The organism is Paraburkholderia sp. (assembly GCF_036488505.1).
Lineage (GTDB): Bacteria > Pseudomonadota > Gammaproteobacteria > Burkholderiales > Burkholderiaceae > Paraburkholderia.
Genome location: NZ_DASXHN010000402.1, coordinates 1 through 20,916 on the forward strand (window position 1 = coordinate 1; position 20,916 = coordinate 20,916).

Sequence of the window (20,916 nt, forward strand, 5' to 3'; positions counted from 1 at the left end):
GGCCCGTGCCAGAACGTGGCCTGCGGCGAGCCGCCGGACAATTTGCCCGCGGCCTCGTTCCATATCTGGAAGAAGCGCAGGTTATACGGTGGCGCCGAGTACTTTCGAACCACGGCTTCGACGTATTTCGTCCACACGTCCACATCCACCGGTGCCGAATTCGAATCACCCGGCACGCTCGCGTTCCATTTGGGCGTATAGCCCAGCAATAGCAGCGAGCCGATCCCATTGCGTTCGTTTCGAATCAACACCGACGGCAGATCGCTATCGAATGCAGAGCCGGTCCTGTCGATGCGCATGGCCTCGCCGCGCCGATCAGGTTGACCTGGACCCACCGAGTCGCGTCCCCAGCTGATCCCCATTGCGCGCCACATTTCGATGTCGGCGGCCGAACCGGCCCAGCCATTGGTGCCGATCAGGTCCGTTATCATCCGCGCGCGCGCACGGGGCGGCGGAGCATCCTGCGTCAACGCGCGCGCGGGCGCGACGTAGGACAACGGTACGGCCGCCTCGGCGGCCAGCGCGGCAAGCAAGCGCAACGCACGCCTTCTGCCGGCACGGGTCTTGACGCGATCCATATTCGTGTCCGTCGACCGCTAGCTGGCCGACGCGCTCGGCGCCAATTCGGTCAGCCGGTCTCCGGTCTGCCCGTAAAGGATTTCGAGAACTTGCTGGGCCGCACGCTCCCAGCGAAACTCGCGCGCGTGCTGCAGCCCCATCGCCCGATAGCGTCGCCGAAGATCGGCGTCGCTCATCATCTGCGCGATCTTCGCGGCAATATCGTCGGCGGACGTCGCGTCGCAGTACATCGCTGCATCGCCGCACGCTTCCGGTATCGAGGTACGCGCCGACGCGATCACCGGGCAGCCGCAGTACATTGCTTCCAGAGGCGGCAAACCAAATCCTTCGTATAGGGACGGAAAAACCAGGCAACCCGCGTTCTCGTACAGCGATTTCAGCTCCTCGTCCGACACGAAGCCCGCCCACACGACCTGCTGTGAATGCAGCGCATGATCATCCGCGCCATCGTTATTGAAGATGCGCGGATTCTTTCCGCCGACAATGACGAATTTGACCGCCCCCAGATGGCCGAGGCGCTCGATTGCATCCAGCACTCCGCGCAGGTTCTTGCGCGGATCGAGACTGCCCACCACGACGCAATAGGCGTCTTTGGTCAGTTCCAGACGCTTCAGCACCGAAGGATCCGGGACGATCCGGTCGAGGTGGTCCGCACCAGGGCTCACGACTTTTACGCGCGATTCGTCGATTTTCAGATGGTGACAGATACGCGTCTTGGAGAAGGTCGACACCGTCAGAATCGTCGCATGCGTGCGTGGCAGCATCGCAAAGCACACGCGGTACCACATGCGGAATTTTCTGGAAAAGCCTTGGGGCACGTCGCACACCGCCATGTCATGAACCATGACGATCTGCCCGCGTTTGAACAGCGGATTCGTATTGCACAGATTGAGCAGCGTGACACCGCGCGCGGCGATCGGCAACGTGATCTGTTCCCACAGCGTGCCACGCAGCCACGGAAAACGCCGTCGTGGCTCGAGCAGCGCCCCGGGCGCCACCGCGTTCGCCGGCATGAATACTTCCGGCTTGTCACCAGGCGCGGCGCGCATCTGCATCGCTCTCGTCAGTTCATACGCGACGCGCTGAACCCCCGTGACGGGCTGCGAAGTGAACTTTCCGTTGATTGCAAAAGCCATCAGGTTCTCCGTTTTATGCCGTCGGGTGCAGTCACGTTACTTTTCGCGGTCGATAGCATCACGCTCCATGCGGTGCGTGGGGCCCGGCGCCGGGCTCGCCGAAGTCGCTGGCGTAGTTCGTCTCATAGCCGTAATTCTTCGTGCTTCGACGCAGCGGAATACCGTTGAACACGGCCCCCGCGATGCGCCCTTCGGCGCGCTCCATCTTTTTGACGGTATCGGCGATTTCCTCTTCGCTTTGCATGCCCGAGCGCAACACGAGCAATGACGAACCGGCGTCGCTCGCGATGATCGACGCGTCGGTGACGGCAAGAAACGGCGGGGTATCGACAATCACCAGATCGAACTGGCTCGACAAGCGCTCCAGGACTTCCTTGAAACGCGGCTTCATCAGCAGCGCCGCGGGATTTTCCGGACGCATTCCGCACGACAGGAAGGTCAAGCCGTCGATACCGGTCGCCCGCAATGCGTTGCGCAGCGGCATGCGCTCCGACAGGACTTCGGAGAGGCCGCCACGATTGCTTTCGTTGAAGAGCGATGCCAGATGACCGCGTCGCATATCGGCGTCGATCAGCACGACACGCGCGCCGGTTTCCGCATGCAGACTCGCCAGGTTGGCGGCGACGAAGCTCTTGCCTGCGGAAGGTGTCGGGCCGATCACCATCACGATGTTGTTGCGCGCATGCGCCAGATCGCGCGTGACCGCGGTGCGAACGCCGCGCAGTGCTTCGACCGACGTATCGTGCGGGAACCGCGCGGCAAGAATCCGGTTGTTGTCGCCCGCATTGAATTGCAGATCGTGCATGCCTTTCTGCAATGGCGGATTGGCCCGGGCCGCCGCGGCTGGCAGCGATTTATGCCCGAGGCTGGTCGTCGTGCGGTCGATCAGTTGCTGCTGTTGGCTGAACAGGATTTCGCCGAACACCGGCACGCTCATCTGACGCTCGATAAAGCGCGGATCGGTGACCCCGGTCAACACGTGGCGGCGCATGAACACCAGCACCACGCCGGACACGACACCCAACACCAGTCCACCGCCCAGCACGAGCAACGGCTGCGGCATCACCGGACGATGCGGCCTGATCGCCGGGTCGAGAATGTGCGCACCGCCCGTCGTGCTGGCGCGGCGAACCTGCAATTGCTCGGCTTTCTGCACCATGCCGAGATAGATCGTTTCAGCCACCTTCTGCGCGCGGATCAGATCGACGCTCTGGCGCTCGGAAGCCGGCATGCCGTTGAAATGGGTGTCGAATTGTCCCTTGGCCTGTTTCAGTTGAGCGAGTTGCTCATCGACGTTCTGGACCCAGCGGCTTTGCGGGGTGTAACGCTCGAGCAATTGTGTGCGCTGCAATTGCAGCGTCGCGATCTGCTTGTCCAGATCGAGACCCCCTTGCAGATACGCTTGCGCCTCGTTGGTCGGTTGCATCGACTGCGAGTTCGAGCGGAAGTCCTTCAACGCAGCTTCGGTTTTCTTCAGATCCGCTAGCAGATGCGGCAACTCGCCGTTGATGAATGCAAGCGTTTTCGTGTCGTTCAATTGACGGCTTGCAATCGCGGACGCGAGATACTGCTGCCCCAGTGCATTAGCGACCTGGGCGGCCTTCTCCGGGTCCTTGTCGCGATACTCGACCTCCATCAAACCCGAGTCCTTGACCTTGTCGCCTACTTTCAGTTCGTTCGTGAAGCGCTTGACCGCGTCAAGCTCGTTCCAGCGGATCACCTGGAATTTCGTGCCGGGCCGGGCGGACAGTTCTTTTACGAGCATCGACACGCCATTGCCCTTCGCGGCTTCGCCCACTACACCGGTCACCAGAGCCTCACCGGATGGTCCGCGTAGCTCGTACGCACCGTTGTCGCCCGTGACCAAGGTCAGCTTCTCTTCCTCGAGGTCGCGCGGCACGTCGAGCGAGCCGATCCGCACGCGCTCTCCGCCCCATGCAAAAGAACTGAGGCCAAGCCATGGCGCCGACGGGTGCCCCGGTGTGGCAAATTTTTCAGCGATGTCACCGAGGATCGGAATCTTGTGCGGCGTGACCGATATGTCGAACCGGAACTGATCGATGACCGGCTGCAATACCGAGCGGCTCTCCATGACCGCCATCTCGGTCACCGGCGACGGCGCGGGGGGAGGCAGCGCTTCCTGGCTCTGCAACGCGAGCCCGAGCGCATTGGGCTCGGGGGGATCCACGCGCACGGTCACGTCCGCCGAATAGATCGGGGTGGCGATGAGCAGATAGGCAACCGCCAGTGTCAGGACCACGACCGTCGTCACGACGATCTCCCACACGTGGTCGCGCATCAGCGTGAGCATCCCGCGTGCACTGAGTTGGCGCCGGTCGGTCTCGACGGCGGGATAGAGCGAATTCTGCGGATAGTAGTCCACCGGTCTCATCCTTGCAGGTTGTTACGCAAAGCGCAAAGCGGGCACGCAATGCGTCGCTAGTCGCCTGTTACGCCGCTACCGGCCGGGTCGGCCCTTAAAAAAAAGGCCGCACGGCGAAGCGACGTGTGGGTCGGGTTTGGTCGGGGAACCGCGTTCGGGACTTCTTGAACGACGGATGGCTGCATACGCCTATTGTTTATCCACGTCGGTAATGCCAATTGTCTTCACGCGAATTCGAAATGCGAGGCCCCAATTCCCCGAATCGCGATGACAATTTACGTATGGATGGTGCAGTGAAGCATAGACTGCTAAACAAGTGCTCAATCACGGGCGGCATAAATTCGGGTGTTATTGGCCGATTCTGCGGAGCGTTTTACAGAAGCCAGCAGGTGCGGAAAGCGTTGTTGCGATCTGCAATTGGTGTAACAGAGTTATACGGGGCGCGCGATTCATCGCGCCAGAACGCTCAACGCACGCACCACGAGCCCAAACCCGGGCATTTATCGGGGTGCTGCCCCGCTTTCCTTATGATACGGCGCATTGACCGCTTTTTTGCACTGCACAATGGGCGATTTACATTCACGAAAATGAGAAAAAACTTCTTCCTTTCTATAGGTGTTAGAACTCAATTCAGCGAAATGCAAGGTAACATTTTCTGAATCATGACGATTACGCCAAAACACCCGCGCATGCCAGCCAAGCTCGTCTCACTCATTTCGATGCGCTAATCTCAATGCAGATTTTCCCGTCTGGAGATGCTCGCGTGATGAAGCACATTGGTCTGTTTGTCTTCCATGACTGCTCGATGGCAAGTACCGGCGCGATTGGCGACGCGTTCCGACTTGCCAACGAGTTCAAAAAGTCCGCCGGTGAGGAGCCGCCTTACCGGTTCTCCGTACTGTCGGACGGCGGCGGTCTCGTGACGAGCTCGTCCGGCATTTCGATCTGGACGCAGCGCCTCGAACGATATTGCCTGTCCGATTTCCACGCGTTCTTTGTCGCATGCCGGGACGTCACCGAAGTAGCGGAGTCTAACGATCGCTTTCTATCGTGGATCTCGCTGCAAGGGTCGATTGCATCGTTCGGCATGCAACAGGGAGCGAATCTCGCCGTCGTCTGCAACGATCCGTTGCAATCGACGGTACCGATCTTTCTGTTCGATGACAGCGGCGATGCAGCGCGGACCCAGAGCAATGTCACGCCCGCCGATCTCGCGATTGCGCAGATCGAGCGGGACGTCAACTCGGACACCGCGCGCAAAGTTGGCCGGATTCTGCAGGTAGGCTACGTCGAAAGGAGCAAATCCGACCTCGATGACGTCAACATCACGACGACGGCCGAAAAGATTCGCGAATCGGCTCGGTGGATCAAGGAGAACTACAGCAAGGCGATCTCGGTTGCACAAGCCGCCGAATCGGTTGCGATGAGCAAACGAAACTTTCAGCGCCGCTTCAAATGCGAGTTCGGCATGACGCCGCTCGAATACCTGCTGCGCACCCGCTTCGAAATCGTTCGCTCGATGCTGAAGAACACCGACTTGCCGGTCGACAAGATCGCGCGCCGCTGCGGAATGGGCGATGGCAATCGTCTCGGGCGACTGTTCAAGGAGCGCTATGGGATGTCGCCGACGCAGTTTCGCGCGCAACAGCATGTGGACGCCGAAGAGCGCTGGCTCACCCCTGGTGAAAGCTGGCATGCCGCGACCGAGATGCTGAGGCAGGCACCCGCCACTCTTTAACCCTCTAACTTCATTCTACGTTTGCACATCCCGCCTTTCGATTCCTTCGATTCTCCGAGGACGACATCACGCCTCGACCGCTCAGGGATAAGACATGACAATCGCTAAATCCGCTGGCCTCGACGACGAGGACACGGTATCCGCGCAAGCCTGTGCACAGCGCGAAGCGTCCACCCGTAGCGCGGCGCGAGAGCGCACACCAGCGGGGCTGCACGGCGAGGCGCCCGCCGATGGTAGTGCGCATCCGTCAGCCACGCAGCCGCCCTCCGCCGCGAGAAAGATCAAGGAGGCCGCAAAAACGCTGCTGCCGGACACGCTGTTTGTAAGCCTGCTACATCACAAATGTATCGGCCGTTATCCGAATCTGATTCGTCCGGTGACCTTCAACGAAAAGATTCTGCAACGCAACTTGCGGCCCGACCCTCGCTATATCCATCTGACCGACAAGCTTCTGGTGCGGGAATATATTGCCAGCAAGATCGGCGAGCAGTATTTGATACCGCTCATCGCCGCGCCCGACGAGTTCACGCCGGAAGTCTTCGACGCGCTGCCGAACGCTTTCGTGATGAAGGCCAATCATGGCAGTAGCTTCGTCGAGATTGTCAGGAACAAGTCGGACACGTCGTTCGAGAAGTTACAGATACTCGCCGAGCGGTGGCTGCGCACCGCTTTCTACAACATTGCGCGGGAGCGGCACTATCGGGCGATCAAGCCGCGTATCTTCTTCGAGCATCTCTTGCTGGACCAGCACGGCCAGATACCCGCGGACTTCAAGATGCACTGCTTCGGCGGCAGACCTGGGCGGCCGCTGATCTATATGCTTGTGATCTCGGACCGGTTCGGCAACGCCACGCATGGCGATGTGTACGACGTCGACTGGAATCGTCTCGACATTGCAATCGGCCCGTACAAGCGCAGCCCCATGCCCGCTCCTCGACCACCGCATCTGCAGCACGTACTGGACGTCGCAGTCCGGCTATCGGAAGACTTCGACTATGTCCGGGTCGATCTGTACGCGCCGGACAATCAGGTGTACTTCGGTGAATTGACCTTTACGCCCGGTGCGGGCGTGCTGCCCTTCACACCGGATAGCGTCGACTACGAGTGGGGCAAACTGCTTGCGTGAATGCAATGGATGCACGAGCGCGCGGCGCCGGCCGTCGCTTCGTGCTTCGCTGTGCGCAAGCGGATCGCGCGGGCAGGCGGCTTGTCGCGCTGACAAAATCTTACGTTTGTCTTCAAGGTCATCGCGTAGCATAGCGAACGCATGTACTGCGAGCGCGATGCGCTCGCATTCGTCATTCATCTGCGGAGATCGGAACATGAGTATTTTCGGCGACATCGTCCATAAACTGTTCGGCAAAGCCAAACCGGACCAACCTCCCCCCGCCGTTGAACCGACGCCTCAGCCGGCCGCCGCGCCAGCCGCGACACCTGGCGCGCCGGCTCCGGCCGCGCCGCTGACCGACGTCGACGTGGCCGCCGTGATGGATCAGCTCGTCAGCGAAAGCGGACAGACGTTGAACTGGCGCACGTCGATTGTCGATACGATGAAGGCACTCGGTGTCGACAGCAGTCTCGAGCACCGCAAGCAGCTCGCACAGGAATTGAAGTACAGCGGAGATATGAACGATTCGGCGAGCATGAATATCTGGCTTCACAAGCAGGTCATGCAGGCGCTCGCGGCGAATGGCGGCAAGTTACCGCCAGACCTGGCGCATTAAGCGTTCGTCATTCAGGCGCGGTGTCCGGTCGACGTGTCAGGCCGGACAACCTGCAACGCGGCCGTCCGCCCATCGTTGCCCGCGCAGGACATCGCGAACATCGATGGCAGAAGTGGATTGCTGGCGGTTGCACCACGCAGAAGAACGACGGGAGGGCACGAATGCGCCCTCCCGTATTGCAATTCAAGAAACGCGGCTATTGCGCCGCGGTGAGCTTGAGTCCCGGCTTCAATGGCAGTGCGGCCTCATGCGAACCCTTGCGTTCGTCCGATACCTGTTCAATACCCTTTCGGGTGACCTGTTCGAGAAAGGTCAGGCGAGCCCGGTAGTAATCGGCACGCAGTTGGGCATCGAGCACAAGCTGTTCGGCCTGAAACAGTTCCATGCGCAAGTTATTCAGCGCGCGCTCGGCCTGTTTTTCGGGAGTAGGAGCATGTTGTGAAGCCCAGTTAGCAAGCCACCTCATCATGGTGAAGCCCTCCTTGGTTCAACGCTCTGCTACGGCAGAGGCTATCAAATTCGACGCGGGACGTATGTTAATTTCTCCCGGGCGTTGCCTATCGTCCAGCTACTGTATTCCAGCGCACCATCCGCGCTCAATCACCTGATATTCGCATTTGCGGCTCGGCGCTTCTCTACTGATTCAACGGCATGACAGAGAAGAAAAAAAAGCCGGCACAGTGGAAGGCGTGCAAAAAGCAACTGCCCACTCATGCATGTCACTACGATGACACGCCGAAAGTTTAGCTATCGCCCGATGCGGACCTCAGTGCGCTGCCGATCAATTTCGATCAATTCGGATCAATCCCACACGATTCGATCATCGTGAGCCTGAGCCCTCGTCTCGGTGAAGCGCCTCGATATTTTTCGCGATCGCTCTCGCGATTTGCGTGATCTGCCGGCCTTGCTCGATCACATCCATTGCGAGCCGGAACGTCACGACATCCGCCTTGTCCGCCAGCTGAAGTTTTGCGAGCACGACCTGACGCGCGGTCATCGCGAGCTTGTCGATCGCCGGCTTCTCGTCGATAACCTTTGCGACTTCGGCCGGATCCGGCTGCTCGACCGTGCGGATCGCCTGTGCGAGATTGCGCATCACCGCGTCTGTGAACTGCAGCGTTGCCGCGTCGCGCAGGCGAACCAGGTCGATCTGTTGCGTCAGTCTTTGCTGGCCGACCGTCATCAGCGTGGTGCGGACAATCCCGCTAATACTCTCGAGGTTGCTCGCGACCTGCGTGAGTCCAACCATCTGCTGAGCTTCGTCCTCCGAATGCTGCTGCTGCGACAACCGGCCGATGTAGTGAAGAATCTCGCCCGCGAGCCGGCCGGCTTCCTTGTCCTGGTCCAGCAGAAGATTGATCTCCTCCATCGTCCCATTCGACACCATCTGAGAGCCGCTCTGCACGATATCGAGGACCTGTGCGCCGAGCCGGGTCAGTTCGATGCGCACGCGCTGCAGTCCCAGCGACGGCACGCTCAGCGAGGAGTCGTCGAGGTACAGCGGATCGCCCGCGGGTTTTGCCGCCCGCGCCCGCCCAGGCACGATGATTTGCGCGAGCCGCGCAATCGGGCCGGTAAACCAGATCAGAACCAGCGTGCTGGCCACGCTGAAAACCGTGTGGGCGTTGGCGACCTGACGCGGCGCCTCGGCCGCGAGCCGCGCGACGCCTTGCAGTTGCGGATAGGACGGCGAGATAAAGCGCACCAGTTCCGCCATTTGCGGAATCACGAAAATGCCGGCCACCACGCCAAACAGATTGAAGATCAGATGCACGACGCCCACCTGCACCGCTTCGGGCGTCTTGCCGATCGATGCGAGCAGCGCAGTGCCGCAGGTGCCCACCTTCGCACCGAAAATCAACGTGATGGCCGCTTCGAGCGGCATCAGACCTTGGCCGCTCAACGCAATCACAATCCCGAGCGTCGCCGCGGAGCTTTGCACGACCGCGGTAAATACCGCACCGACGATGATGCCCATCAATGGATTGCGCATGTCCTGCATCGCGTCGATAAACGGCTGGTATGTGCGCAACGGATGCGTCGCCTCCCCCATCAGTTGGATACCGAGAAACAGCAGCCCAAGGCCCATCACCACGCGCCCGATCTGAACCACCAGCTCGCGGCGGCCGAACGCATGCAGTGCGAAGCCGATTGCGAGCACGAACGGCGTCAGCCGCGATACGTCGAACGCGACGATCTGCGCGGTGATGGTCGACCCGATGTTTGCGCCCATGATCATCGGCACCGCCTGGCTCAGCGCCATCAAGCCGGCGGACACGAAGCCAACCATCAGCACGGTCGTGACGGTCGACGAGTTGAGCAGCGCGGTCACGGCGGCGCCCGCCGCCATGCCGCGAAACCGGTTTGCGGTCAGCACGCCGAGCAGCGACTGCAGTCTCGCGCCGGCGATCGCTTTCAGGCCGCCGGTCATGAACTCGAGGCCGAGAAGAAAAAGCGCGAGGCCGCCGATCAGCAAGCCGACGATCTCGATCAGGTTCAGCCTGACCGGGTCCAGTTCTGCCAGATACGATGTCATCCCGGTGTGTCCTTTTAGTGACGTCAAAGTGCACGGAAAGAACTACGGACGGCTCAATGCGCGGGCCGGTGCAGGCGTAACGCTGACGCAACGACCGCCTGCCGGGTCATGTTCCCGGCAGGTACTTAACGTACGGGTGGCACGCGGTGTTGAATGGAAATTCGTCGGCGGGCTTCGTATCGGTAATCCAGCCGAACCCTTGCATCGTCAACCAACGATTGCAGGCAGTTAACCCGTAGGTACAAATGCCCATCGTAGCGCCCGCTGGCGGGTGCCAATAATACCTCTATCCTCCAGATAAACCCGCTGTCATTCACCTAAGGAAGGAGGACTTATGGCAAATCGCATTGCCTACGTAACCGGCGGCATGGGCGGTATCGGAACCGCGATCTGCCAGCGCTTGCACAAAGAGAACTACACGGTCATCGCCGGGTGCGGCCCGAACTCCACACGCAAGACGCGATGGCTGGAAGAACAGAAAGCGCTGGGCTATAACTTCATCGCCTCGGAAGGTAACGTCGCGGATTGGGAATCCACGGTGAAGGCGTTCGAGAAGGTCAAGGCGGAAGTCGGCGAAGTCGACGTGCTGGTCAACAACGCGGGCATCACGCGCGACGGCACGTTCCGCAAGATGACGCACGAAGACTGGGTCGCGGTGATCGACACCAACCTGACGAGCCTGTTCAACGTGACCAAACAGATCATCGACGGGATGGTCGAGCGAGGCTGGGGCCGCATCGTCAACATCTCGTCGGTCAACGGTCAGAAAGGCCAGTTCGGACAAACCAACTACTCCACCGCGAAGGCCGGCATTCACGGCTTTACGATGGCGCTGGCGCAGGAAGTGGCCACCAAGAACGTGACCGTCAATACCGTGTCGCCCGGCTATATCGGCACCGACATGGTCCAGGCGATCCGTCCTGAAGTGCTGGAAAAAATCGTCGCGACGATTCCGGTGCGCCGCCTCGGTAAGCCGGAAGAAATCGCGTCGATCGTCGCGTGGCTCTCGTCGGAAGAGGCCGGCTTCGCAACGGGAGCGGATTTCTCGTTGAACGGTGGTCTCCATATGGGCTAGCGGAAACGGCGCCGCACCGTGGTGCGGCGCGACTGTTTGCCTGCGGGAACGTAATACGGCGCAGGCCGTTTATATGGAGATGCTGCTTTGGTCGGCGCAGCTATCCCGTCTCGGTGCCCGGACTGTTTCCCGGCGCCTAAGCCTCATGTTTACGCTGCCGTCAGCCGGGGCTCGAACGCGGGAGCTGGGTCGTCTGTAACGACGCCTATGCGCTCGTCGGCGAGGGTCTGACGGTGCTGTACGCGATCACACTGAGCGCATACCGTCATGGGAAGGCTCACACCGCACGCTTACAGCTTTGGCAAAACCGCATCGCGCGACCATGCGACGCAAGCGGAATAGCCGGCCGATATCGGAAGCCACTGCGCTTCCAGTTGCAGGATCGGCCTTCCATCGCGCGCATGTTCTTCGCTCAGCGCGATCCGCGGCTCGCGCCAGCCGTCGCCCAGCACCGAAAACCACGTCATGCCATCGCCGATGCCGACACCGAGCGCTTTCAACATCGCTTCCTTCGCGGTCCAGACGTCATAGAACGCGTGCGCACGCAGATGCACCGGTAACGCCGATACATACGCGTCGTCGCGCGGCGCAAACACCGTCGGCGTGAGCGCCTGCCAGTCGATGTCGTTGCGGGCGGCCTCGATATCGACGCCGACGCGCCCTCGCGCGGCGATAGCGATCAGTGCGTGCTGCCCCGAATGCGATACGTTGAAATCGGGCCACGCATCGGGCTCACCTGACGACGAGCTGGGGGTCGACGCGACACGGGGCCTGCCCGTGGCGTCTGGCTCGAACCGCAATGCGTCGCGCTTCACGCCGGTTCGCTCCGCAAGCAATTGACGCAATACCACACGTGTGCCCGCGTGACGCAGCGCGTCTTCGTGGCGCAGAAAGCGTGCGGCTTTCGCACGCTCGTCATCGGACAGCACCGCGAACGCGGGACGGTCGAGCGTTACGCCGAAGTCGAACGTAATGCGGAAGATTTCAATACCGGCGGCGCGCGCGCGCGGTACCTCCAGCGAACGCACATCGAAATCCGGGGCAGCGGTGGCGATCATCGAATCCATTTGAACGTAGGTCGTTGCTGGCGAGCGATAGCGAGCAGCGCACCCGCTAGCACCGCCCCCGCACCAAACAGGCGAAATGAAGGGGCACGGCAAGCTCGCCGGTAAAAGCGACGCTAGCACACTCTTCTGGTTGCGCGAACGGCTAGTCAGCACTGTTCTATTATCTTTCGACCAGTCCAGTCGTTGCCGTGACGCGATTGCTGCGAACAATGCAGCTCGTGGCCGCGCGATGCCCGTCGCCACCGCTTAACGTCAGCTCAGAGGAAAGCCATGCGCTTGAAGATCCTCGTTTGCCGCCGCCTCGCTGCACTGCTGATTGCGCTGCCCGTCGCCGCGGCTTTGCAGAGCTGCGCGACCCGGCCCGCCGATGCCGTCACGCGTACCGCCCCGTATCGGGCCGAGATCCGCCGTACCGCGCTCGGCATCCCGCACGTGAAAGCGGACGACTGGGGCAGCCTCGGCTACGGATACGGCTATGCGCAGGCGCAGGACAATCTGTGCACGATGGCCGAGGGCTTCGTCACGTACCGCGGCGAACGTTCGCGCTACTTCGGCGCGACTACGCGACCGGCTTTCGAGGCAAGCTTCGGCCAGCCCAATAATCTCGACGCGGACTTCTTTTTCCGTTTCGTCGCCGACGACGCGGCTGTCGCGCGCTACGGTAAAAGCCAGAGCGCCGACATGCGCGCGTTGATCGACGGCTTCGCTGCCGGCTATAACCGCTATCTCGCCGATCTCGCGCGCGGCGAGTTTCCAGGCGCGCACGCCGCCTGTCGCACCGCGCCGTGGCTCGGCAAGATCACGGACGCCGACATTTACCGACGCGAGTATGCGGCGAATCTGGCGGGCGGCGCGGCGCGCTTCGTCAGCGCGATTGCGAACGCGCAACCGCCGGCCCAAGTGCCGCCCTTATCCGACCGGTTGCCCGCACAAGTACTTCACGACGTACAGCCTGCATCCGATGCAGCGCTTGCTTACATCGGCGGCCATGCGGGAATCGGCAGCAACGCGCTCGCTTTCGGCGCGGACGCGACGCACAACGGCAGCGCACTGCTGCTCGCCAATCCGCACTGGCTATGGAGCGGCCCCGATCGCTTCTATCAGGCGCAACTGACGATTCCCGGCAAACTGAATGTAAGCGGCGTGTCATTTCTCGGCGTGCCGCTGATCGTGATGGGTTTCAACGACAACGTTGCGTGGGCGCATACGGTGTCCACCGCAAAGCGCTTCGGCCTCTTCAAGCTGACACTCGTGCCGGGCGCGCCGACGCATTATCGGGTGGACGGCGAGTCCGAAGCGATGACGGCGACGCAGGTGAACGTCGACGTACGCGATGCCGATGGTTCACTGCATACGGTATCGCGCACGCTGTATCGCTCGCGTTTCGGCGTGCTCGTCAATCTGGCGACGATGTCGCCAGCCCTCGCGTGGAATGCGCAGCAGGCGTTCGCGTTACGCGATATCAATGCCGACAACTTCCGCGTGATGGAGAACTTGCTGGAATGGAATCAGGCGGCTTCGCTCGACGATTTCATTGCCATCCAGAAGGATAATGCGGCGATGCCATGGGTCAACACGATCGCGATCGGCCGTGGGGACCCTCGCGTGTGGTACGCGGACATCGGCGCGGTGCCGAATGTGCCCGACGAACACGCGCAGCGCTGCACGCCGCCGGTCGGCAAAGCGCTGGCGCCAGTGCTGCCGGGTGTGCCGTTCCTCGACGGCTCGCGCAGCGACTGCGATTGGCGCAACGAGCGTGGCGCGGTGCAACGCTACGCGTTGCCGGTCGCGCAAATGCCGGCGCTACTGCGGCGCGACTACGTCGGCAATTTCAACGACAGCTACTGGCTCACCAATCCGGCCGCCCCGTTGACCGGCTTCGCGAAGATCGTCGGCCCAACCAACACGCCGCAATCACTGCGCACGCGGCTCGGCCACGCGATCGCCGGGCAATTGCAGAGCGAACCCACCGGCGTATCCGCCGATGCACTCGAGCGCGCGGCGCTCGATAGCCGCTCGATGTCGGCGTTGCTATTCAAGCAGCCGATACTCGATCGCCTTTGCAGCACCGAAGCGATCGCGGCGTTGCCGGCCGAAGCGGAAACCGGCGAGCGGCGCGCGGCATGCAAAGTACTTGCCGCGTGGGACGACACGGCCGCCACCGGTGCCGTTGGCGCAACGTTGTGGGACGAAACCTGGCGGCGCGTGCTGACCATTGCGCCTGCGCAACTTTACGCGGTGCCGTTCGACCCCGCCAAGCCACTGAGCACGCCGGCCGGCATCGCCGCCGATCCCGCCCGGCTCGCCGCCGCGCTGCACGACGCGATCGCGGCACTGCGGCGCGCCGGCATCGCGATCGATGCATCCCGCGGCGCGGCGCTGTACGTGCAGCGCAACGCCGATCGCATTGCGCTGTTCGGCGGGTGCGACGCAGCCGGCTACTTCACCGCCGCTTGCCCCGCGCATCCGTTCGATTCGAGCGGCTATTCGATGAACGTCAATCCTTCTGGCGATACCTATCTGCAGGTCGTGTCATTCGACGGCGCTCAGGTGAGCGCGCGCACGTTGCTCGCATCGTCCGAATCCGACGACCCCGCGTCGCCCCACTATGCCGACGCCACGCGCGACTACGCCGCGCAACGGTGGATGACGATGCCGTTTTCAGAAGAAGCGATCGCACGCGATCCGGCGTTGAGCGTACGCACGCTGAGTTCGGCGGATGCAGACGCGCAATGAGCGAGCGATATGACCGTCGTTTAGCTACCGATCGAGCACGAGCAGTGGAGGAAATTTCCCGTGCGAGCCGGCGTCGTGGTCGGATTACGTCATCGCCACGACGATCTTGCCGCGCACGTGTCCCTTCGCGAGCCGCTCCAGTGCGTCGGCGGTCGCATCGAATGCAAAACGTTCCGCGATCGCGACCCTCACGCTGCCTGCGTCCATCAACCGCTGGATCTCAGTCAATTGCCGGCCGTCGGGCTGTGCGGTGTAGCGCGCGGCGCGCGCACCACGGCTCGACGCCTCGGTCTGCGACGGCTCGTTGAGGGTCGAAATCAGCGCGCCGCCGGTTGCGACGACGTCCCACGAACGCTGCTGCGTATCGCCGCCGACCAGATCGAAAACGAGATCCATGCCGCGCGCAACGTCTTCGAAGCGCTGCGTGTGGTAATCGATCACGCAATCCGCGCCGAGCGCGCGCACGAATTCGACACCGTCACCGGAAGCGGTGGCGAACACTTCGGCGCCCTTGTGCTTCGCGAATTGCACCGCGAAATGTCCGACGCCACCCGAGCCTGCATGAATCAGCACGCGGCCGCCCGCTTCGAGCTTGCCGTGATCGAAGAGCCCCTGCCACGCGGTCAATGCGGCAAGCGGCACCGCGCCTGCCGTCGTCGCATCGACGGTTTTCGGCGGCCGCGCAAGCGCGCTCGCGTCGACCACGACGAATTCCGCGTAAGCGCCCTGCCCCTGGCCGACGAAACCGTACACGTCATCGCCCGCGTGCCACTGCGCGACGCCGTCGCCGACGCGTTCGACGGTGCCGGAAAAGTCCCGGCCGAGCGTATAAGGCAGCTTGTCTTCGCGCACCAACGGGTACTGTCCCGCGCGCGTTTTCAAATCGACCGGATTCGCGCTCGCGGCCCGCACACGCACAAGCACTTCGTTCGCACCCGGCTCGGGCACCTCGATTTTCTCTGCTTTGAACACCTCCGGGCCACCGAAACCGTGAATGCGATAGGCGATCATCGTAGTCATGGTTACCTCCTTGAAAGGGTACGTCACGGAAAGCGCGCAAACGGTGTTCCTCGCTATCGACTCTTACCTCCGCGATGCATCGCTTGGCGGGCATGGCCACTGCTAACACCCTGGAGGCCGAAACGCACTTCGCCACAACCTCGACGCCCAGCGTACGAGTGCCGTGCTTCGCCGCCCGAGGCACGGGATATGCGGCGCACTCATGTCCGCATGTGTATCGCGAACCCAAGGAGAACACCGTGTCACAGCACCCCCCTCATTCACAGGACCACCGACATCCCGGCCAACCGAATCCCGCTGACATTCAGAAAGCGCTCAACGGTGCGGCTTACCCGACTACGCGCGAAAAGCTCGTCGAGCAGGCGCGCCGCAATCACGCGAATACCGATATCGTCGATATCGTCGCCCGTCTGCCGGATTCCAATTTCGATAGCCCTGCCGCGGTCGAAAAAGCGATCGCGCGCATTCAATGACGTCGCCATCCACAGAGTTGGAACGGCCGCGCAAGGAGAGCGTCATGCAAAGTACTTCAGCGCACCCGCGCACTACCGGCATAAAGCCCGACGACCCGAAGTCCGAAGAATCGCGAGACATCCCGCCGGATACATTGCAAAGCAGAAAGGACCGGCTGGAAAAGAGCAAGCACCCAGAATCGGAGAACGCGCTCGAATCGTCGCAAGACAAAAATCCAATACCTCCTGAGTCCACCCGTGAGTGAACTGGCCGCGATCTTCAGCGTGCATCGCGCTGGGGGATCGAGTACCTGGATGCGCGTACAGGATTGCAATGGATAAAACCGGCGACGTACGCATCGGCATTTCCGGCTGGCGCTACAAGGGCTGGCGCGACAACTTTTACCCTGAAGATCTGGTTCAGGCAGCGGAACTGCGATATGCGGCGGCATCGTTTAGCACAATCGAAATCAACGGCACGCATTACAGCCTGCAATCGCTGGATAGCTGGGAACGCTGGTATGCGCAAACGCCTTCCGACTTCGTATTCGGCATTAAAGGCGCGCGGTATCTGACCCACATGCTGCGGTTTCGCGACGACAGTGCGCGCGCTGGCATCGCGAACTTCTTTGCGCAGGGAATGCTCGCGCTAAACGAGAAGCTTGGCCCGATTTTGTGGCAATTTCCGCCTTCGTTCCGCTTCGATCCCGACGCAATGGAGCGCTTTCTGCAGATACTGCCGGCCGATACGGCCAGCGCGCTCGCGTTGGCGACGCGTCATGATGCGCGCGTCAAAACGCCTTATCTGCAGGTCACGCGCAAACGCCGGCTGCGCCACGCGGTCGAAATACGCCATGCAAGCTTTATCGATCCCGCATTCGTGAAGCTGCTACGGCGCTACGGCGTCGCACTGGTGGTGTCGGATTCCACCGAGCCCTGGCCCGTGGCCGAAGATCTCACCGCCGATTTCGTTTATATCCGGCTCCACGGCACACAAGCGAAGTACACCGGCGCCTATACGGACGACTCGCTGGACCGTTGGGCCGCACGCATCGATGCGTGGCGCAGCGGCACCCAGCCCGCCGACGCGCGGCTGATTGCGCCGGAGTTGGCGCCGCGTCGCCGGCTGAGCCGCGACGTCTACTGCTACTTCGACAACGACGTCAAAGCGCAAGCGCCGTTCGACGCGCAGCGGCTGATGGCACGGCTAGGTTTGCGTGCCTCGCAACCGGAACCAGCGCAGTGACATACCCGCATGGCGCCGCTAACCGCACTGCCGCTCAGCCCGACCGCTTACCACCATGCGCGAGCTTCTGCGCGTTCCGAAGTGCGGCGACGATACTGTCGTACACGTCGCGACGGGTCTCGGGATCCGGCGCGCGCAGCGCAAACGAAGGATGATAGGTCGCGACGATGCGCTGCGCGCCACGCTCGATGGTTCTACCGAGTGCATCCTGCAAGCGGGCATGTGAGTCGTCGAGCACAGCTTTCAAAGCGGTCGCGCCCAGCGTGACGATAACCCGTACATCGGGCATGCTGAGTTCCTGCTCCAGCCAATAGCTGCAAGCATCGATCTCCCGCTGCGCAGGCGTCTTGTGCATGCGGCGTTTGCCGCGCGCGATCCACTTGAAATGTTTGACCGCATTGGTCACGTAAACGTCGTGACGCCTCACGCCCGCTTCTTCGAGCGCCTTGTCGAGCAGCGCGCCAGCCGGCCCGACGAAGGGTTTGCCTTGCAGATCTTCGCTATCGCCGGGCTGTTCGCCCACCAGAACGATCGATGCATGGCGCTGCCCTTCACCGCCCACCGCCTGGGTCGCATTGCGCCACAGCGCGCAGCGGCGACAGTCGTTCAGCGACGCCGGCTGCTGATCGGGCTCGACATCCGGCTGTTCCGCCGACGCACCACCGCGCGCGCGCTTTTTCGATGGCCGCTCAGTCATGAGTATCGGCTCTATCGGCTGGAACGATCGCTTACTTGTCGCTCTTCTTCGGAATCTTCGCGCCGGACTTGCGCGCCTGATTCAATGCGATCGCCACGGCCTGCTTGTGCGGCTTGCCATGCTTCGTTTCGGTTTTGATGTTGTGCGAGACGGTCTGTTTCGACGTACCTTTCTTGAGCGGCATGATGTTCTCCTGTTTCGCGTTGAACCGGCATGACGAGCCACGACACACCGTGATTGCCGTGCGCGAAACGTCCAGCATTCCGCGTGCCAGGCTCGCCGTGCTGGCGGTCCCGAAATCAGCCCGCAACGCCCGCTCCCAATGCCAGTCCACCCACCAGAATCAGACTCGCCGCCCAAACCGCGTCCAGATTGAACCAGCTTCGCGATACCAGCCTGAGTCCGAGATAGCGATACACCAGCCACGCCATCGATCCACCGGCGATCAACATCGCGGCTGCATGCACAGCGGAAACCGACAGCGCCATGCGCAGACTGGCTTCGATCAGCGTGCGCGCCGCCCGATGCCCGGCATCCCGATCGCTCACGCTGCACAGTCCCAGATAAATCGGCACGAGCATCAAACCCGCCCCATGCGCGATCGCCACCGCAAACGACCACAACGCAAGACGCGAAGGCGGAATTCTCGCCAGCACCCGCGGATGACGTCGCCGTATCAGCAAAACGACACCGAAGCCGATCACGAGCATGCTCGCGCCGATCTGTATTTCGCGCTGCCACATGATCACGCTCGCCAGCATCGCGAACGGCAGCATCATCAGCAGGATCGCAAGCGCATGCCCGCCCGCGAGACACGCGAGCGCATAGTGCAGCGCGTGCGCGCGGCGCTGCAGCAACGCGTTCGACACCGCCAGCGGCCAGCCCATCGCCGGATTGAGCCCGTGATACAGACCGCTCGCGAGCACCGCCAGCCACAGACCGGTTTGTGCCGACACGCCGCCGCTCAAACGCCCACCGACGGGTAGCAGAATGAATCGGTCGAACAGTCTCCGCCTTCGAGCCGAATCTGGTGCGCGCGATATCCGTCGGAAAACGCAACCCAGTAATCGTCGGCGAGCGTCAGGCCGCCATCCGGGTCGGCGTGCGCCATCACTTGCGCAGCGGGCACGCCGTCCGGGTAGAACTGGTTGTCCCACGTCGAATAAAGCGAATTCGTCCAATAGACGCGCTTGCCGTCGCGGCTGATTTCGACCATTTGCGGGCCGCCCGCGAACGCGTTGCCATTCGGGTGCGGGGTGCGCCGCACGATCCCGCCGATACGCACCGACCCGGTAAGCCTCGGCTTGCGCGGCTCGGTCACGTCGTACTGGCGCATCTCGCCGGTTCCCCAGCAGGCGACATAGAGAAATTTATCGTCGATGGACAGATCGATGTCGGTAACCAGCGGCGGCACCGCGCCGAAGCCTTGCAGCAGCGGCGGAAGCTCATCGGCCGGCGCGGGTTCGGGCGCGATCGTCACGGTCTTTTCAATATGGAACCGCCCATCCTCGCGCCACCATGTCCAGATCGAGCCCTCGAGGTTGCTGGTATCGACGACCACGCCGATGAAACCGTACTCGCGGCTCGGATCGTGCGCGGGCCGTACTTCGAGCGCCATCTGGTGATTCGCGCCGAGATCGATCGTCTGCACGTTGCGGCGCGCGCGCAGATCCCAGAAGTGGATGTGATGCCCGTACCGGTTCGCGAGCAGATCTTCGGGCACGATGCCGTTTTCGAACTGCGGCGGCAGTGCCCATTCGCTCGACACCATATAGTCGCGCGGCAGATTCCACCAGAAGTCGTAGTGCTTCTGCTGCAAGCCGCGCTCGATCTCCCAGCGGCCGAGTACTTCGAACGTCTGGCAATCCATGATGAAAATACCGGGCGGCCCTTCGGTACCGTCTTCTCCTGCGCCGCCGAGCGTGCTCACGTAAATGCCTTCCGGTCCGCAATGCACGGTGTGCGGTCGCGAGTAGCCCGTCTTGCGGAAGATCTCTTCCGGCTCGATGATCTTGTGAATCTTCGCCTGAGTCGGATGGGGTTTCGTATCGACGATATAGATGCGTGAAGAGCGCATGCCCGGAATGATCAGATAGCGGCGTTCCAGAAAAGCGTGGCCCGTCAGCGGCGAAAGCGCGGACGAACACGCATTCCAGCCGAAATGATGAAATTCATCGCCCTTGTACGGCACCGGCACCGTGTGAACGACCTGGCTATAGGTCGGCGACCCCGGCTTCACGTCGATTACCGCGAGTGCGTCCGGCTGCGACGCATCCGGGCTCAGCAGCACCGTGTACGCGTACTCTTCCGCTGGCGCATCCATCGCGAGTTTCGGCGATGCGTGAAAAGTAGGATCTGGACGCATTCCCATGGCTGAACTCTCCTTGTCGACTGACCGCCGGTCCAGAACGTCCGCGTGCTCCGGCGCGCCGAACGGGCGCTGCGCGTGGCGGCAATCCGCGCTCTGCGCGATGCGCTACCCGGCGTGGCGCGGCGCACCGCCAAGCGCCGCATAGCCTTAAATTTG

At 62.0% G+C, this 20,916-nt stretch carries 18 protein-coding genes and 1 pseudogene; 8 read left to right on the forward strand and 11 right to left on the reverse strand.

Going from position 1 to position 20,916, the window contains the following annotated elements; all coding sequences use genetic code 11:
* From VGH68_RS23340 to VGH68_RS23350, 3 genes and pseudogenes are all read right to left on the reverse strand, one after another.
* A pseudogene (locus VGH68_RS23340) lies at positions 1-578 on the reverse strand (hypothetical protein); the annotation flags it as partial.
* Between the two features lie 18 nt (positions 579-596).
* The gene (locus tag VGH68_RS23345) at positions 597-1,715 is read right to left on the reverse strand and encodes a glycosyltransferase family 1 protein (protein WP_331606077.1); all 1,119 of its coding nucleotides are present in this window, start codon (positions 1,713-1,715) and stop codon (positions 597-599) included.
* Between the two features lie 58 nt (positions 1,716-1,773).
* Positions 1,774-4,098: a polysaccharide biosynthesis tyrosine autokinase gene (locus VGH68_RS23350; protein ID WP_331606078.1), complete on the reverse strand. Its 2,325-nt coding sequence runs from the start codon at positions 4,096-4,098 to the stop codon at positions 1,774-1,776.
* Between the two features lie 766 nt (positions 4,099-4,864).
* Between VGH68_RS23350 and VGH68_RS23355 the strand changes: the two genes are divergently transcribed.
* The 3 genes from VGH68_RS23355 (at position 4,865) to VGH68_RS23365 (ending at position 7,560) form a co-directional block, all read left to right on the forward strand.
* Positions 4,865-5,836 (forward strand): GlxA family transcriptional regulator, encoded by a 972-nt coding sequence (locus tag VGH68_RS23355; protein WP_331606100.1) that lies wholly within the window; start codon positions 4,865-4,867, stop codon positions 5,834-5,836.
* Positions 5,837-5,930: 94 nt separating this feature from the next.
* A complete protein-coding gene (locus VGH68_RS23360) occupies positions 5,931-6,962 on the forward strand; it encodes an ATP-grasp fold amidoligase family protein (RefSeq protein ID WP_331606079.1) in 1,032 nt (343 codons plus the stop codon).
* Between the two features lie 196 nt (positions 6,963-7,158).
* Positions 7,159-7,560 (forward strand): DUF3597 domain-containing protein, encoded by a 402-nt coding sequence (locus tag VGH68_RS23365; protein ID WP_331606080.1) that lies wholly within the window; start codon positions 7,159-7,161, stop codon positions 7,558-7,560.
* Positions 7,561-7,756: 196 nt separating this feature from the next.
* On the opposite strand, the gene VGH68_RS23370 is transcribed toward VGH68_RS23365, so the two are convergent.
* Positions 7,757-8,029: a hypothetical protein gene (locus VGH68_RS23370; RefSeq protein ID WP_331606081.1), complete on the reverse strand. Its 273-nt coding sequence runs from the start codon at positions 8,027-8,029 to the stop codon at positions 7,757-7,759.
* Positions 8,030-8,380: 351 nt separating this feature from the next.
* Positions 8,381-10,096, reverse strand: a complete 1,716-nt coding sequence (locus VGH68_RS23375; RefSeq protein WP_331606082.1) for a Na/Pi cotransporter family protein — start codon at positions 10,094-10,096, stop codon at positions 8,381-8,383.
* A gap of 334 nt (positions 10,097-10,430) precedes the next feature.
* Here VGH68_RS23375 and VGH68_RS23380 point away from each other — a divergent pair, with 334 nt between their 5' ends.
* The gene (locus VGH68_RS23380; protein WP_331606083.1) at positions 10,431-11,171 is read left to right on the forward strand and encodes a 3-ketoacyl-ACP reductase; all 741 of its coding nucleotides are present in this window, start codon (positions 10,431-10,433) and stop codon (positions 11,169-11,171) included.
* A 290-nt stretch (positions 11,172-11,461) separates the two neighbouring features.
* Here the strand turns inward: VGH68_RS23380 and VGH68_RS23385 are convergent, their stop codons facing one another.
* A complete protein-coding gene (locus VGH68_RS23385) occupies positions 11,462-12,238 on the reverse strand; it encodes a 4'-phosphopantetheinyl transferase family protein (RefSeq protein WP_331606084.1) in 777 nt (258 codons plus the stop codon).
* 270 nt (positions 12,239-12,508) lie between these two features.
* Here VGH68_RS23385 and VGH68_RS23390 point away from each other — a divergent pair, with 270 nt between their 5' ends.
* A complete protein-coding gene (locus VGH68_RS23390; protein WP_331606085.1) occupies positions 12,509-14,974 on the forward strand; it encodes a penicillin acylase family protein in 2,466 nt (821 codons plus the stop codon).
* An 84-nt stretch (positions 14,975-15,058) separates the two neighbouring features.
* Here VGH68_RS23390 and VGH68_RS23395 read toward each other — a convergent pair whose 3' ends face one another.
* Positions 15,059-15,994 carry an NADP-dependent oxidoreductase gene (locus VGH68_RS23395; protein ID WP_331606086.1) on the reverse strand — a complete coding sequence of 312 codons (936 nt, stop codon included), beginning with the start codon at positions 15,992-15,994 and terminating at the stop codon, positions 15,059-15,061.
* 92 nt (positions 15,995-16,086) lie between these two features.
* Here VGH68_RS23395 and VGH68_RS23400 point away from each other — a divergent pair, with 92 nt between their 5' ends.
* The 3 genes from VGH68_RS23400 (at position 16,087) to VGH68_RS23410 (ending at position 17,692) form a co-directional block, all read left to right on the forward strand.
* Positions 16,087-16,467 carry a DUF2795 domain-containing protein gene (locus VGH68_RS23400; protein WP_331606101.1) on the forward strand — a complete coding sequence of 127 codons (381 nt, stop codon included), beginning with the start codon at positions 16,087-16,089 and terminating at the stop codon, positions 16,465-16,467.
* A 44-nt stretch (positions 16,468-16,511) separates the two neighbouring features.
* Positions 16,512-16,712, forward strand: a complete 201-nt coding sequence (locus VGH68_RS23405) for a hypothetical protein (protein WP_331606087.1) — start codon at positions 16,512-16,514, stop codon at positions 16,710-16,712.
* A gap of 68 nt (positions 16,713-16,780) precedes the next feature.
* Complete coding sequence (locus VGH68_RS23410; RefSeq protein ID WP_331606088.1) at positions 16,781-17,692, forward strand: DUF72 domain-containing protein; 912 nt, start codon at positions 16,781-16,783, stop codon at positions 17,690-17,692.
* 34 nt (positions 17,693-17,726) lie between these two features.
* Here VGH68_RS23410 and VGH68_RS23415 read toward each other — a convergent pair whose 3' ends face one another.
* From VGH68_RS23415 to VGH68_RS23430, 4 genes are all read right to left on the reverse strand, one after another.
* Positions 17,727-18,389, reverse strand: coding sequence for a UdgX family uracil-DNA binding protein (locus VGH68_RS23415; RefSeq protein WP_331606089.1), 663 nt, complete (start codon positions 18,387-18,389; stop codon positions 17,727-17,729).
* A gap of 31 nt (positions 18,390-18,420) precedes the next feature.
* Positions 18,421-18,573, reverse strand: coding sequence for a DUF6496 domain-containing protein (locus tag VGH68_RS23420; RefSeq protein WP_331606090.1), 153 nt, complete (start codon positions 18,571-18,573; stop codon positions 18,421-18,423).
* 115 nt (positions 18,574-18,688) lie between these two features.
* On the reverse strand, positions 18,689-19,345 hold the full coding sequence (locus tag VGH68_RS23425) for a hypothetical protein (RefSeq protein WP_414696978.1): 657 nt from the start codon (positions 19,343-19,345) through the stop codon (positions 18,689-18,691).
* 8 nt (positions 19,346-19,353) lie between these two features.
* On the reverse strand, positions 19,354-20,760 hold the full coding sequence (locus VGH68_RS23430) for a selenium-binding protein SBP56-related protein (RefSeq protein ID WP_331606092.1): 1,407 nt from the start codon (positions 20,758-20,760) through the stop codon (positions 19,354-19,356).
* Positions 20,761-20,916: the final 156 nt, after the last annotated feature.